This window comes from Bifidobacterium sp. A11, assembly GCF_000499185.1.
Classification (GTDB): Bacteria; Actinomycetota; Actinomycetes; order Actinomycetales; family Bifidobacteriaceae; genus Bombiscardovia; species Bombiscardovia mizhiensis.
This window is the reverse complement of the sequence record NZ_AWUO01000003.1, coordinates 18,603-31,290: the sequence shown is the minus strand read 5'-3', so window position 1 is coordinate 31,290 and position 12,688 is coordinate 18,603. Positions and strand designations below refer to the sequence as shown.

14 protein-coding genes are annotated in these 12,688 nt (G+C 64.9%); 13 read left to right on the top strand and 1 reads right to left on the bottom strand.

From position 1 onward, the window contains the following. The first annotated feature begins 137 nt into the window (after window positions 1–137). The 12 genes from infC (at window position 138) to P273_RS0103775 (ending at window position 11,305) form a co-directional block, all read left to right on the top strand. Entirely contained in the window at window positions 138–809 is a 672-nt protein-coding gene (gene infC, locus P273_RS0103830) for a translation initiation factor IF-3 (RefSeq protein ID WP_029676114.1), read from the top strand. Continuing rightward, the gene (gene rpmI / locus P273_RS0103825) at window positions 790–984 is read left to right on the top strand and encodes a 50S ribosomal protein L35 (protein ID WP_024627165.1); all 195 of its coding nucleotides are present in this window, start codon (window positions 790–792) and stop codon (window positions 982–984) included. Before infC ends, rpmI begins: the two co-directional genes overlap by 20 nt. Before the next feature lie 48 nt (window positions 985–1,032). Then, window positions 1,033–1,416, top strand: coding sequence for a 50S ribosomal protein L20 (rplT, locus tag P273_RS0103820; RefSeq protein ID WP_024627164.1), 384 nt, complete (start codon window positions 1,033–1,035; stop codon window positions 1,414–1,416). Window positions 1,417–1,629: 213 nt separating this feature from the next. Further along, window positions 1,630–3,303, top strand: a complete 1,674-nt coding sequence (locus P273_RS0103815) for a spermidine synthase (protein ID WP_051354117.1) — start codon at window positions 1,630–1,632, stop codon at window positions 3,301–3,303. A gap of 109 nt (window positions 3,304–3,412) precedes the next feature. Then, a complete protein-coding gene (gene xerD / locus P273_RS0103810) occupies window positions 3,413–4,342 on the top strand; it encodes a site-specific tyrosine recombinase XerD (RefSeq protein WP_024627162.1) in 930 nt (309 codons plus the stop codon). Between the two features lie 45 nt (window positions 4,343–4,387). After that, the gene (locus tag P273_RS0103805; RefSeq protein ID WP_024627161.1) at window positions 4,388–5,227 is read left to right on the top strand and encodes a ParA family protein; all 840 of its coding nucleotides are present in this window, start codon (window positions 4,388–4,390) and stop codon (window positions 5,225–5,227) included. Continuing rightward, a complete protein-coding gene (locus tag P273_RS0103800; RefSeq protein WP_024627160.1) occupies window positions 5,224–6,027 on the top strand; it encodes a ScpA family protein in 804 nt (267 codons plus the stop codon). Before P273_RS0103805 ends, P273_RS0103800 begins: the two co-directional genes overlap by 4 nt. Next, a complete protein-coding gene (gene scpB, locus P273_RS0103795; protein WP_024627159.1) occupies window positions 6,024–6,686 on the top strand; it encodes an SMC-Scp complex subunit ScpB in 663 nt (220 codons plus the stop codon). Before P273_RS0103800 ends, scpB begins: the two co-directional genes overlap by 4 nt. 77 nt (window positions 6,687–6,763) lie before the next feature. Further along, a complete protein-coding gene (gene typA, locus P273_RS0103790; RefSeq protein ID WP_024627158.1) occupies window positions 6,764–8,683 on the top strand; it encodes a translational GTPase TypA in 1,920 nt (639 codons plus the stop codon). Window positions 8,684–8,754: 71 nt separating this feature from the next. After that, on the top strand, window positions 8,755–9,219 hold the full coding sequence (locus P273_RS0103785) for a hypothetical protein (RefSeq protein ID WP_024627157.1): 465 nt from the start codon (window positions 8,755–8,757) through the stop codon (window positions 9,217–9,219). Further along, window positions 9,216–10,202: a prephenate dehydratase domain-containing protein gene (locus tag P273_RS0103780; RefSeq protein ID WP_051354116.1), complete on the top strand. Its 987-nt coding sequence runs from the start codon at window positions 9,216–9,218 to the stop codon at window positions 10,200–10,202. Before P273_RS0103785 ends, P273_RS0103780 begins: the two co-directional genes overlap by 4 nt. Before the next feature lie 65 nt (window positions 10,203–10,267). Beyond that, entirely contained in the window at window positions 10,268–11,305 is a 1,038-nt protein-coding gene (locus P273_RS0103775; protein ID WP_029676112.1) for a prephenate dehydrogenase/arogenate dehydrogenase family protein, read from the top strand. Here P273_RS0103775 and P273_RS0103770 read toward each other — a convergent pair. Beyond that, entirely contained in the window at window positions 11,295–11,567 is a 273-nt protein-coding gene (locus P273_RS0103770) for a DUF6725 family protein (RefSeq protein ID WP_024627154.1), read from the bottom strand. The two genes, P273_RS0103775 and P273_RS0103770, sit on opposite strands and share 11 nt — an antisense overlap. A gap of 104 nt (window positions 11,568–11,671) precedes the next feature. On the opposite strand from P273_RS0103770, the gene P273_RS0103765 reads away from it, so the two are divergent. Beyond that, on the top strand, window positions 11,672–12,604 hold the full coding sequence (locus P273_RS0103765; protein ID WP_024627153.1) for a tyrosine recombinase XerC: 933 nt from the start codon (window positions 11,672–11,674) through the stop codon (window positions 12,602–12,604). The last annotated feature ends 84 nt before the right edge of the window (window positions 12,605–12,688 follow it).

The window sequence follows — 12,688 nt, the reverse complement described above, 5'->3', positions numbered from 1 at the left end:
TGCGCCGATGACGGTTGGCCGTCATCATGCACGGTGCAGGCATTGGCGGTGTCGTTGCCATACAGCAGCGGTGGTCATGTTCGAAACCTATGGGTTCTTCGCCTGGCAGTGGATGTTGTGGTATTTGAGAAGGAGTCATCATTAGCGACGAACCAAGGATTAACGACGATATACGAGTGTCTCAGGTACGCCTGATCGGGCCCAACGGCGAGCAGGTGGGAATCATTGCGACCTCCGTCGCCCTCAACCTGGCCAAGGAGGCCAACCTTGACCTGGTCGAGGTTGCACCCAAGGCCAAGCCTCCGGTCGCCAAGCTCATTGATTACGGCAAGTTCAAATACAACGAGAAGATCAAGGCTCGTGAGGCGCGCCGCAATCAGAGCATGTCGGAGATCAAGGAGATCCGCTTCAGATTGAAGATCGACGACCACGACTTCGAGGTCAAGGAGGGGCACGTGCGCCGCTTCCTGTCCGCCGGAGACAAGGTCAAGGTCACTATTATGCTGCGTGGGCGCGAGCAGTCCCGGCCCATCGGCGGCGTGGAGCTCCTGCGCAAGCTGGCTGACGACGTCGCGGATCTGGGCTCCATCGAGTTCGCCCCCAAGCAGGAGGGGCGCAACATCATCATGACCCTGTCGCCCAAGGGCAAGAAGGTCCACACCCAGTCCGAGCAGCGTCGGCGGGGCGGCCAGGCCCGTGCCGAGCGCAAGGCCCGTCAGGCGGCCCATCTGGCTGCCAAGGCCGACAACAATACTTCTCCCAAGCAGATGAAATCCAAGGAGGGCAGCAATGCCGAAGATGAAAAGTAACTCCGCCGCATCCAAGCGCGTCCGGGCCACGGGTTCGGGCAAGCTCATGCACGCCGGGACCGGTATGCGCCACAATCTGGAGCACAAGTCGGCCAAGAAGCGTCGTCACCTGTCCACTGACGAGGTGCTCGCTCCGACCCAGTCCAAGAACATGAAGAGGATGCTGGCCCGCTGAGCGGGTGCTGTCGCGTCGAGTGAGATTTTAGAAAGCTGAGGAATATCTATGGCACGAGTCAAGCGGGCAGTCAACGCGCATAAGAAGCGTCGGGTCGTCCTGGAGCGGGCGTCAGGCTACCGTGGCCAGCGCTCCCGTCTCTACCGCAAGGCCAAGGAGCAGCTGCTCCATTCATACACATACAACTTCCGGGACCGCAAGGCCCGCAAGGGCGACTTCCGCAAGGTGTGGATCCAGCGCATCAACGCCGGATGCCGCGCCCAGGGAATCACCTACAACCGCTTCATCCAAGGGCTGCGCCTGGCCGGCATCGAGCTGGACCGCCGCGCCCTGGCCGACCTGGTCGTCAACGACATCGACACCTTCAACGCCATCGTGGCCGAGGCCAAGAAGGCCCTGCCTGCCGATGTGAACGCTCCGGTCGCTGCCTGATCAGCGGACCCGAACACCGCATTTCAAGAACCTCGCCTTTCGCGGGGTTCTTTGCATATTTGACCATTCCTCATGGGGACGGTAAGTTGATTGACGACAATGATGCCGGGAGCCGCCATGAACGATGATCACAGCGCAGACGCGTCGGCTGTATCGGCAGAATTGACTGGTCAGTCCAGTCCATCACCGAGTAGCGGTGGATCAAAACCAGCGGTGATCAATCGGTCGCGCCCTATTCTGCGGTCGCGGATCTTTCTCTATGTGACGGAATTCTTCTCGGGGATGGCTGTCATGGCCGCTGAGCTGGGGGCCTCCCGCCTGCTGGCTCCGTACTTCTCGTCCTCCCAGATCGTATGGACCATCATCATCGGGACCATCATGATCGCCCTGGCCCTGGGTGCCGTCGTCGGCGGTCGCTGGGCCGATAGAAATCCCGACCCGGACAGGCTCTACCTGTGCATTCTGGCCGCGGCCGTCTGGATCGCCCTGATCCCCCTGGTCGGCAAGTATCTGATCATCCTGATCTCGGGGCTGCTGATCGTGGCCGTTTCCACCAACTTCCTGATCCTGGCGGCCTTCATCTCCTGCCTAATCATCTTTGTTCCGCCCCTCTTCCTCCTGGGCACCATCACCCCCGGCCTGGTCAAGAGCGCCACCGACTCCCTGGATGACAACGCTTCGGTGGTCGGCCGGCTCAGCGCCTGCAATACCGTGGGATCCATCCTGGGCACCTTCCTGCCCACCTTTGTGACCATCCCGGCCGTGGGGACCTTCGTCACCTTTCTGATCTTCTCCGGGATACTGCTCCTGGTGGCCTTGATCTACTTCCTTTCCTCCCATGCCCACCGCCTGGCCTGCCTTCTAGCCACGGTGGCCTTTGTGATCTCGACCGCCCTGTCGCCGATGACGGGGTTCGCCTTCTGGGAGAAGGGCCTGGCCTACGAGGGCGAGTCCATCTACAACTACCTGCAGGTCAAAACCCTGGCGGACAGAACCATCCTTTCCACAAACGTCCTCTTCGGCGTCCAGTCGGTCACCATGAAGCATCCCGGAATGACCGGCATGTACTACGACACGGCCCTGGCTGCACCGCTCATGGCCGAGCAGGCCCGCTCGGCTCTGATCCTGGGCATGGGGACCGGGACCTACGCCAGGCAACTGAGGCGGTACTATCCTCGGATGGCCATCCAGGGGGTGGAGATCGACCGGACCATCAGCGACTTGGCCACCAAGTATTTTGATCAGCCCGCCGACATCCCGGTTTCCACCTACGACGGCCGAGCCTGGCTGGCAGCCAGTGGCCAGCGCTACGATCTGATCATGGTCGATGCCTATCAGGACAGCACCATCCCCTTCCAGATGAGCTCCACCGAGTTCTTCACCCTGGTCAGGAATCACCTGAATCCGGGCGGGGTCATGGTGGTCAACATGAACATGATCGACGACGGTCAGGGGTCCATCAATGCGGCCCTGACCAACACCATCACCAGGGTCTTCGGATCCGATGCCATCCTGACGGCCGACGTGCCCCAGACCACCAACCGCGAGCTCTTTGCGCGCCGCCCCTCTTCCGGGAATTGCTCGGGATCAGGAGTGGATACCCAGGGCAAGAAGGCGGCGATGGGGGGCTACCCGGGTTCCGACCTGTTGGCGGAGGCTGCCGCCAGGGTCAGCCCTGATCCGGACCTATCCGGGATGATGGCGCAGGTCAGCTCCCGTCTGAGCACGGTTGGGGATGCAGAGGGGAGGATATTGACCGATGACAATGCACCGGTGGAGCTGCTGGGTATGCATGCCATCGACAGGATCATCAGCAGGGAGGCCGGACCCTACCGACGGATTCTTCAGCAAGAGGGGATCCAAGGGCTGATCCGGGAGCTCTCTTGAGCGGTCGCAGCAATACCGAGCGCGTCGGAAGCGTGGAAACAGGGGAGCGGGGCGTTAGAATATGGCCTACAGACCAGCACTGATGAAGAGAACCGGAGGTTAAGCGGTAGTGGACGGTGATCATCAGGAGGGGCTGACCGCCCTGCTGGATCAGTTCCTGGCCTATACCGGACTGGAGCGGGGTCTGGCCCCTGCCACGGTCAAGGCCTACAAGTCCGATCTGACCATGTACATCAATTGGCTATCCGCTCGAGGCATCACCAACCTGGAACAGATCAAGACCGCCGATGTGGAGGGTTTCCTGGCCCACCTGGCCGACGAGAGTCCAGCCAGCCGCTCCCGAAGGATGGCCGCCGTCCATGAGTGGCACCGGTTCGCCCTCAAGCAGGGGGTGACCGACCAGGATGTCTCTCGCACCGTCAAGGCTCCCAAGGGCACCTCGGCCCTGCCCGATGTGTTGGACGTGGACCAGGTGGCCCGGCTGCTGGATGTGGCTGCCATGGGCGGATCCAAGGATCCGGTGGTCCTGCGGGACAAGGCTCTGCTGGAGTTCATGTACGCCACCGGCTGCCGGGTCTCGGAGGCCGTCGGTACCGATCTGGAGGACATGAACCTAAACGAGCGTGTGGTCCGTCTGACCGGCAAGGGCGACAAGCAGCGTCTGGTGCCCATGGGCTCCTACGCCTGCCAGGCCATGCAGGCCTACCTGAATCTGGGACGGTCCAGCCTGTGCGATCGGGCCACCAAGGGCAGGGAGCTGCGTGCCGTCTTCCTCAACAAGCGGGGCAGGCGGCTGACCAGGCAGACCGTCTGGCAGGTGGTCAGGGATGCCGGCCGTCGGGCGGGCCTGAACAGACCCCTGCACCCCCACACCCTGCGGCACTCCTTCGCCACTCATCTGCTGGAGGGAGGCGCCGATGTACGTTCGGTTCAGGAGCTGCTGGGCCACGCCTCGGTGACCACAACCCAGATTTACACACACGTCAGCCCCCAGGCCCTGATGGAGACCTACCAGACGGCCCATCCCCGCGCTCGCTGACCCGCCAACCCGCGAATGCGGTCGGAAACTTGATAGGGTAGAAGCATGCCTACGGATTTGTTAGGGCGCGAGTATGAGACGTTCGCTGCCCCGGAGCCTTTGAAACAGCACGGCCCGGCCCGTGTTCTCGCCATGTGCAACCAGAAGGGCGGCGTAGGCAAAACCACCTCATCCATCAACATCGCCGGATCCCTGTGCCAGTATGGGCGCCGGGTGCTGATCGTGGACTTCGACCCCCAGGGCGCGGCCACCGTGGGCCTGGGCATCAACGCCAACAGCGTGGACAACACCATTTACACCGCCATGTTCGACACCTCCCTGGATGTTCACGAGGTGGTCCGGCACACCCGTTTCGACGGTCTGGACATCATCCCGGCCAACATCGATCTGTCGGCCGCCGAGATTCAGCTGGTCACCGAGGTCGGCCGGGAGCAGGCCCTGGCGGCCACCATCCGGCCCCTGCGGCAGGAGTATGACGCCATCATCATCGACTGCCAGCCCTCGCTCGGCCTGCTGACCGTCAACGCGCTGACTGCTGCGGACGGGGTCATCATTCCCGTGGCGGCCGAGTTCTTCGCCCTGCGCGGCGTGGCCCTGCTCATGCAATCCATCGAGAAGGTCCGCAGCCGCATCAACCCCGACCTGCAGATCTACGGGGTGCTGGTCACCATGTACACCAAGACCCTGCATTCGGACGAGGTGCTTCAGCGCATCTACGAGGCCTTCAAGGGCAAGGTTCTGCACTCCATCATCAGCCGGTCCATCAAGCTGCCCGATGCCACGGTGGCCGGCGAGCCCATCACCATGTTCGCTCCCGAGCACAAGACCGCCAAGGAGTATCGGGAGGTCGCCCGGGAGCTGATTGCCCGCGGCATCGTGGCGTGAGCGGATCAACGGACGGTTTCGCCGTCGACCTGGATGTCTACCAGGGACCCTTCGACCTGCTGCTGGGCATGCTGGCCAACCGCAAGCTCTCGCTGACGGAGGTCTCGCTGGCCTCCATCACCGGGGAGTTTCTGGACTATGTGCGCACCCTGGACTTCAGCCAAGGGCTGGACCAGGCCAGTGCCTTTCTGGATGTGGCCTCGGTGCTGGTGGAGGCCAAGAGCGCTGCCCTCCTGCCTGTGGAGGACGAGTCCATGCGCGACCAGGCCTCCATGGATGCCCTCCGGGAGCGTGATCTGCTCTTTGCCAGGCTGCTGCAGTACCGGGCCTTCAAGCAGGCAGGGCAGGACTTTCGAGCCAGGCTGGCCGCCAACTCAGGCCGCTACCCGCATCCCGGCCATCTGGAGCCCCAGCTGGCCCATCTGCTGCCTGATCTGGTCTGGACCCTGAAGCCGGAGGATTTGGCCCTGCTCTGTGCCAACGCCCTGGTCAACGCTCCGGCCTCCCAGGTCCGGCTGGACCAGCTGCACGTGCCCCTGGTCGACCTGAACAAGGAGGCCGACCTGGTTCGCCAGGCCCTGCTGGCACAGCCCGGGCAGCCAGTGGCCTTCGCCGATCTGGTCGCCTCCTCCAAGGGCCGGGCGCAGGTGGTGGCCCGATTCCTGGCCGTGCTGATTTTCTTTAGACAGGAGCTGATCCAGTACCGTCAGGATGGCCCCTACCAGCCGCTCTACCTGCGCTGGGTAGGGCCTACCCAGGAGCCGGAAACAGCCTTGATCAGTGAGGGGGACTTCGCATGAGCCAAACCTCGGCTCCCGACACCCGTCCCGAATATGTGGACTTCGACGTACAGGACTTTCCCGGCGGACTGACCGCCTGTCTGGAGGCCATTCTGGTGGCCACGGACCGGCCGCTGACCGCAGAGGATTTTTCCCGGGTGCTGGCCGTGGATCCGGAGCCGGTCAATGCCGCCCTGGAATCGCTGGCCGAGTCCTATAGCGACCGAGGGTTCGAACTGCGTCGTACCGCCCGGGGCTGGCAGCTGACCAGCCGGACCGCCTACCAGCCCGTGGTGGCGGCCTTCGTCAAGGACGGCCAGACGGCACGCCTCTCCCAGGCGGCCCTGGAGGCCCTGGCCATCGTCGCCTACCGCCAGCCCATGACCCGTGCCCAGGTGGGCCAGATCCGCGGGGTCAACTCAGACGGGGTCATCCGGGCCCTGCTGGTGCGCGGCCTGGTCCGCGAGGAGGGCCTGGACGAGCAGACCCATGCCGCGCTGCTGGTCACCACCGACCTTTTCCTTGAGCGGATGGGCCTGCAATCCTTGGAGGATCTGCCCTCCCTGGCCCCCTTCCTGCCCGACGAGGACTCGGCTCTGGCCCAGGCCCGCCAGGAGCTGTCCGGCCAACTTCAGTCCCCGGATCTTGCCCAGGGTTCACCCCAGGGCGAGGAGGAGTGATCGCCTGTCACACAAGGCGGTTACACTTGTCTCTGTTTGTCCAATTCCGGGATAGCATTCACGAGAATGAGGTTTTGATGGCGGTACGCGGCGATATACGAAATGTGGCGATTGTGGCACACGTTGACCACGGCAAGACCACCCTGGTCAACGCCATGCTGCAGCAGTCGCACGTCTTCTCCGAGCGGGAGGAGGTGCCCGACCGGGTCATGGACTCCAACGACCTGGAGAAGGAGAAGGGCATCACCATCCTGGCCAAGAACACCGCCGTCAAATACACAGGCCCCCTGGCCGCCAAGCTGGGCGAGCCCGACGGCATCACCATCAACGTGGTGGACACCCCCGGCCACGCCGACTTCGGCGGCGAGGTGGAGCGCGGCATCTCCATGGTCGACGGCGTGGTCCTGCTGGTGGACGCCTCCGAGGGGCCCCTGCCCCAGACCCGCTTCGTCCTGCGCAAGGCCCTGGAGGCCAAGCTGCCCGTCATCCTGGTCATCAACAAGACCGACCGTCCCGATGCCCGCATCTCCGAGGTGGTCTCCGAGTCCACCGATCTGCTCCTGGGCCTGGCCCAGGACGTGAGCGAGGAGGGAGTGGATCTGGACCTGGATTCCCTCCTGGACCTGCCGGTCATCTACTGCGCAGCCAAGGCCGGCAAGGCCTCCGTCAACCAGCCTGCCGACGGCGCTGTGCCCGACAACGACGATCTGGAGCCCCTCTTCGAGGCCATCCTGACCAACATTCCCGCGCCGGAATACGAGGAGGGCGCCCCCCTGCAGGCCCATGTGACCAACATCGACGCCTCCGACTACCTGGGCCGTCTGGGTCTGGTGCGCATCTACAACGGCACCCTGACCAAGGGCCGCCAGTACGGCCTGTCGCGCGTGGACGGGTCCATCGAGAACTTCAAGCTGACCGAGATCCTGCGCACCAAGGGCCTGCAGCGCTTCCCTGTGGAGGAGGCCGGCCCCGGCGACATCGTGGCTGTGGCCGGCGTGGAGGACATCATGATCGGCGAGACCATCGTCGACCAGGACGACCCCCGCCCCCTGCCGCTGATCCACGTGGACGACCCGGCCGTCTCCATGACCTTCGGCACCAACGATTCACCCCTGGCCGGCACCGAGGGCAAGGACCACAAGCTGACCGCCCGCATGCTCAAGGACCGCCTGGACCGCGAGCTGATCGGCAATGTCTCCATCAAGGTGCTGCCCACCGACCGGCCTGATGCCTGGGAGGTTCAGGGCCGTGGCGAGCTGGCCCTGGCCATCCTGGCCGAGCAGATGCGCCGGGAGGGCTACGAGCTGACCGTGGGCCGCCCCCAGGTGGTCACCAAGACCGTGGACGGCAAGCTTCAAGAGCCCATGGAGTCCGACACCATCGACGTTCCCGAGGAGTACATGGGCGCGGTCACCCAGCTCATGGCCGACCGCAAGGGCCGTATGGAGACCATGACCAACCACGGCTCCGGCTGGGTCAGAATGCAGTTCACCGTGCCCTCCCGTGGCCTGCTGGGCTTCCGCACCGCCCTGCTGACCGCCACCCGCGGCACCGGCATCTCCGCTTCAATCTCCGCCGGCTACGCCCCCTGGGCGGGCGACATCAAGACCCGGCAGAACGGATCCATGGTCTCCGACCGCTCGGGCAAGGCCAGCCCCTACGCCATGCAGAAGCTCCAGGCCCGAGGCGAGTTCTTCGTCAAGCCCCAGTCGCCCGTCTACGAGGGGCAGATCGTGGGCATCAACAACAAGCCCGGCGACCTGGACATCAACATCACCCTGGAGAAGCACATGACCAACATGCGTTCCTCCACCGCCGACGTGCTGGAGACCCTGACCCCGCCCATCGACATGAGCCTGGAGGAGTCCCTGGACTTCGCCAACGATGACGAGTGCGTGGAGGTGACCCCCGAGTCCATCCGTGTGCGCAAGATCATCCTGGACAGGGATGCCTGGTACAAGTGGAACGCCCGTCAGCGCAGGGCCAACAAGAAGTAAGCCTGCTCTCACAATCAGACCAGTCCGACCCGGCCGCCCCACGGTGACCGGGTCGGACTAGTCTGGAACCCATGAAGTCTCAGGTTTCCAAATCCAAGGACCAAGCCCCCTCCCGTTCGACGGGGGAGACTAGCAAGGCCAGCGCCTTCCGTTGCCTGCTGGGCCTGCCCATCGGCCTGGCGGTGGGGGTGCTGGGGACCCTGGTCCAGCGCTCCGGGGCCGCTCAGGGTCTGCCCTGGGGGATGGTCCTGGCCTATCTGCTGGTGGCCCTGGCTGCCTGGTGGGTCCGTTGCGACAGCGGCACCATGGGGCTGGCCCTGCATCTGGTGGCCTCGACGGTCACGGTCTGGCTGCTCTCCATGCGCGGACCCGGCGGCGACGTGCTCATGCCCTATGCCAACTTCCCGACATTCTTTGCCAAGTATGCGGTCTTCCTCTGGATGGGCGGGCTGGTTCTGATCCAGACCCTGGCCATCTGTCTGCCGGCCTCCTGGTTTGCCGATGGCCCCCTGCGTCGTCAGGGGCGATCTGCATGAGCCAGGACCCGTTAGCGAGGCCGGCGACTTCATCCGACCGAATTTCTCTGCACTTCCTGGGTCCCGAGGGGACCTTCACACATCAGGCCGCCCTTGAGGCCGCCAGCCTCATGGCGACAAGGCTGGGCTGCCAGGCGGATCTGAGGCCCTGCACGGATGCGGCGGCCATTGTGGCCGCTGTGGAGGAGGGCCGAGGCTGGGGAGTGCTGGCCTGGGAGAACAACGTGGAGGGCCATGTGGTGCCCAACATGGATGCCCTGATCGATGCTCAGGCGGTAGCGGGCTTCGGCATGGTTCGCCTGCCCATCGTCTTCGACGCTTTCGTCCGGGCTGACCATGGCCCCCTGCGCCAGGTCGCCGCCCATCCCCATGGACTGGCCCAGTGCAAGGGCTTCATCGCAGAGACCGGCCTCAATCCGGTGCCGGCCGATTCCAACGCTGCGGCCTGTCGTGACTTGGGCCCCGACCAGGTGGCTCTGGGGCCGCGCATATGCGGGAGCCTCTACGGACTGGAGACCTACCGGCGCGAGGTGCAGGACTATCAGGGGGCCCGTACCGACTTTCTGCTGCTGGCTCCCCGGGATCAGGCTGCCCGGCTGGCACGCCGCCTGGCGCCGGGCGGGGATTTCGAGTCCATCGTCACCTTCATTCCCCTGAATACCGGGCCTGGCGTGCTGGCCAACCTGCTGGACCGTCTGCGCGATGCGGGCCTGAACATGACCTCATTCATGTCCCGGCCCATCAAGGGGCACGACGGGACCTACAGCTTCGTGGCCAGCATCGACGCCGCACCCTGGCAGAAGGGTCTGCATCAGGTGCTGGCCGACCTGCTGGACAGGGGGGACTGGCTCAAGACCCTGGCGGTCCATCCGCGCACCCCGCATCCTGCGCCCCCCATCCGTGAATGGATGCTGCCCAGGGCGGGGGCCTTCCGGGGCGAGGACCCCGACACCGAGACGATCAGCAAGGAGTTGTTATGGTAGATGAATCCGCGTCTTTCCCGCACATGGACCTGTCAGGGCCCGAGCACATGCACCCCATGGCAGGCATGGCCGCCTCGCCGGTGCTGACCTCGGCCCACAAGATCGCCGTGGCGGGGCTGGGTCTGATCGGCGGATCGCTGGCCCGCCGCCTGGCCGCCCGGGGCCGGTTCGTGATCGCATGGAACCACAATGACCGTCCCTACGAGCAGGCCCGCAGCCAGGGGATCCATTGCGTGGACACCTTGGAAGAGCTGGCCAAGGGCAAGGCAGACGTGCTGGTGCTGGCTACCCCCTTGCGGGCCATGCCCGAGGTGCTCAAGGCCCTGGCTCCGGTGTTGACCCGGGGCACCACCCTGACCGACGTGGGCAGTGTCAAGGGGCCGGTCCGCCGTCAGGTCGAGCAGGCCGGTCTGGCTGATCGGTATGTGGGCGCCCATCCCATGGCGGGCAGCGAGGGCTCCGGTTACGAGGACTCGGACCCGGCCCTCTTGGATGATGCCCTCTGGGCTCTCTGCGTCGATAAGCAAACGGATTACAGCCGATTCCTGACCGTGGCCGACATGGTCACCCAGGGTCTGGGCAACCGGCTGATCGCCCTGGACGATGCCACCCATGACCGGGCCGCTGCGCTGATCTCGCACATGCCCCATGTGGTGGCCACCGCCCTGGCCAACATGCTGACCAGATCGCCTGACCGCCGTGTGGCCTCGGCTCTGGCGGCCGGATCCTGGCGTGACATGACCCGGGTGGCCCTGACCGATCCGGAACGGACCCGGGCCATGGTGGAGGAGAACGCCGACCAGGTGGCCGACCTTCTGGATGACTTGGCCGAGAATCTGCAGGGCATGGCCTCTCTCTTGCGGGACCAGGATGCGGCGGCCGATGAAAAGCGCCGGGGCTTCTTCCTCCAGGCCGATCCCTTCCGGCGCTACAAGGCTGCCCTGGCCGGCCAGGAGCCGATGCCCACCACCGACCTTGAATTGGATCCGCAGGAGGGCAACTGGCGGCAGGAGCTGCTGGATTCGGCCCTGCGCGGCGAGCAGGTCTCGGCCTTCCTGACCACCAGCCGTGCCCGGGTGCTGCACCCGCCGGTCATCGACTGAGATCAGGTGGGTCCGGACGGGGCGAACGGCGTTCCGGGACCGGCTTCAGGGCCACCATGTCTTCTGCTTGCAGGGTCACCCGTTCCCCGGGACGCGACCCATTGGCCGCCGGGTCCCTGTCCAGGATCAGCCGCCGTCCGTCCCAGTCGACCACATGGCCCACGTAGTCGCGGAACTTGGGCCTTCCGTCTTCCGGGTCCGATCCCAGGGCAATCCTGATCACCAGCCGCGCTCCGGCCGGTATGGTTGCTGGCAAACGCATGGCCATCCACCTCCGGAGTCAGTATCGCCTGCGGCTGCGACGAGGGCGAAAGCGCCTAGACTGTATTGCACATACTGCTCAGCCAAGCGAAGGGAGCGCCCGTAGTGGACCAGGATCTGCAGGACTTTACCGACTATCTTTCCCGGGTGGCAGGCAAGAGTCCCAATACCGTCCGCTCCTACCGGGCTGACCTGGCGGGCTTTCTGCACCTGATGCATCTGCATGGCATCGATGATCCCGCGCAGATTGACCTGGCCACCATCAGGTCCTGGCTGGCTCACGAATCCGCCACCCACGCCCGCTCGACCATGGCCCGGAAGACAGCCGCACTGAGGTCCTTCTTCGGCTGGCTGAGCCGGCACGACCGCATCAAGACCGACCCCACCCTGGCCCTGAGCAGCCCCAAGCAGTCCGAGCACCTGCCACGGGTTCTGACGCACGACCAGGCTCGTACCTTGATGGATACAGTTGACGAGGATCCGGTCGAGCCCCGGGAGGACCAGAAAGTCCAGGCGGCCCTGCAGGTGCGGGACGCGGCCATGTTGGAGCTGCTGTACGCCACGGGCATGCGTGTGGCCGAGCTCTGCGGACTGGATCTGGATGATGTGAACCGGCACAGCCGCACCGTAAAGGTCCTGGGCAAGGGTTCCAAGGAGCGGGTCCTGCCCTATGGCCTGCCCGCCGATCGTGCTCTGGACCGTTGGCTGGGGGAGGGGCGGCCGGTCCTGGCTGGCGCAACGGCCAAATCGGCCCGCAAGGCAGGTCAGGCCCTCTTCCTGGGTCAGCTTGGCGGCAGGGTTGGCCAACGGCAGGTCCGCAAGGTGGTCCACCAGGCGGCCGGTCAGGCCGGGGTGCCCGACATCGCCCCCCATGCCCTGCGGCACTCGGCCGCCACGCACATGCTGGATGGGGGAGCCGACCTGCGCGAGGTTCAGGAGATGCTGGGCCATTCCTCCCTGCGGACCACCCAGCGCTACACCCACGTCTCCATCGAGCAGCTGCGGGCCCGGTACAGGCAGGCTTTTCCAAGGGCCTGAAATCCGGCAAATGAGACAGGACTTGTCTTGGGAAACATCCTGGTATCAGAATATGGCGTATCTTTCGGGATACAGGCGAGACGT

What these genes read in the sequence shown, in the direction of transcription:
- scpB (WP_024627159.1), top strand. Translation starts at nt 6,024, where the DNA reads ATGAGCCAAACCTCGGCTCCCGACACCCGTCCCGAATATGTGGACTTC.
- P273_RS0103770 (WP_024627154.1), bottom strand. Translation starts at nt 11,567, where the DNA reads ATGCGTTTGCCAGCAACCATACCGGCCGGAGCGCGGCTGGTGATCAGG.
- P273_RS0103780 (WP_051354116.1), top strand. Translation starts at nt 9,216, where the DNA reads ATGAGCCAGGACCCGTTAGCGAGGCCGGCGACTTCATCCGACCGAATT.
- P273_RS0103775 (WP_029676112.1), top strand. Translation starts at nt 10,268, where the DNA reads ATGGCCGCCTCGCCGGTGCTGACCTCGGCCCACAAGATCGCCGTGGCG.
- rplT (WP_024627164.1), top strand. Translation starts at nt 1,033, where the DNA reads ATGGCACGAGTCAAGCGGGCAGTCAACGCGCATAAGAAGCGTCGGGTC.
- P273_RS0103785 (WP_024627157.1), top strand. Translation starts at nt 8,755, where the DNA reads ATGAAGTCTCAGGTTTCCAAATCCAAGGACCAAGCCCCCTCCCGTTCG.
- typA (WP_024627158.1), top strand. Translation starts at nt 6,764, where the DNA reads ATGGCGGTACGCGGCGATATACGAAATGTGGCGATTGTGGCACACGTT.
- P273_RS0103805 (WP_024627161.1), top strand. Translation starts at nt 4,388, where the DNA reads ATGCCTACGGATTTGTTAGGGCGCGAGTATGAGACGTTCGCTGCCCCG.
- rpmI (WP_024627165.1), top strand. Translation starts at nt 790, where the DNA reads ATGCCGAAGATGAAAAGTAACTCCGCCGCATCCAAGCGCGTCCGGGCC.